Raw genomic sequence first — 656 nt, 5'->3', positions numbered from 1 at the left:
ATCGGTAAGCTAGCGAAACAATTCCAAAATGAAGGCAAGAAAGTGATGCTAGCGGCGGGTGATATCTTCCGCGAGGCAGCTGTTGAGCAACTTCTGGTGTTGGGGCAGCGTGAAGATGTGCCAGTTATCGCTCAACACACGGGTGCAGACAGTGCATCTGTTATCTACGATGCGATTGAAGCTGCGAAAGCTCGTGGTGTGGATGTTGTGATTGCCGATACAGCGGGTCGTCTGCAGAACAAGAGCAACCTGATGGAAGAGCTACGCAAGATTGTTCGTGTAATGAAGAAGATTGATGACTCTGCACCGCACGAAATCATGCTAACACTTGATGCTGGTACAGGTCAGAATGCTATCAGCCAAGCGAAACTGTTCAGTGAAGTTGCACCAGTAACCGGTATTACGCTAACTAAGTTAGACGGCACTGCGAAAGGTGGTGTGATTTTCTCAATTGCTGACCAGTTCCAGATTCCAATTCGTTACATTGGTGTTGGTGAAGGCATTGATGATCTGNTTGAAGAGCTAGAAGAGCAGCTACTGATCGCGGATGTGGGTATGAACACCACGGTTAAGATCATTGAAAACCTGACAGAAAAAGCATCTCGTAATGACTTAAAAGACGGCGAAGCGCTTTATGGTCTGCTGAAAGAAGAGAT

General features: G+C 47.0%; 1 protein-coding gene and 1 pseudogene. Both read left to right on the top strand.

Annotated features, from left to right (window positions below; all coding sequences use genetic code 11):
* A pseudogene (locus A3712_RS19665) lies at positions 1 to 513 on the top strand (signal recognition particle-docking protein FtsY); the annotation flags it as partial.
* A gap of 42 nt (positions 514 to 555) precedes the next feature.
* Positions 556 to 656: hypothetical protein (locus tag A3712_RS28945; RefSeq protein WP_443083605.1), on the top strand; the 101-nt coding region annotated here is incomplete at its 3' end.

Source organism: Vibrio sp. HI00D65, assembly GCF_001635455.1.
Classification (GTDB): Bacteria; Pseudomonadota; Gammaproteobacteria; order Enterobacterales; family Vibrionaceae; genus Vibrio.
Note: the sequence above shows the minus strand (reverse complement) of the source record. Positions and strands in the feature narration are given on the sequence as shown.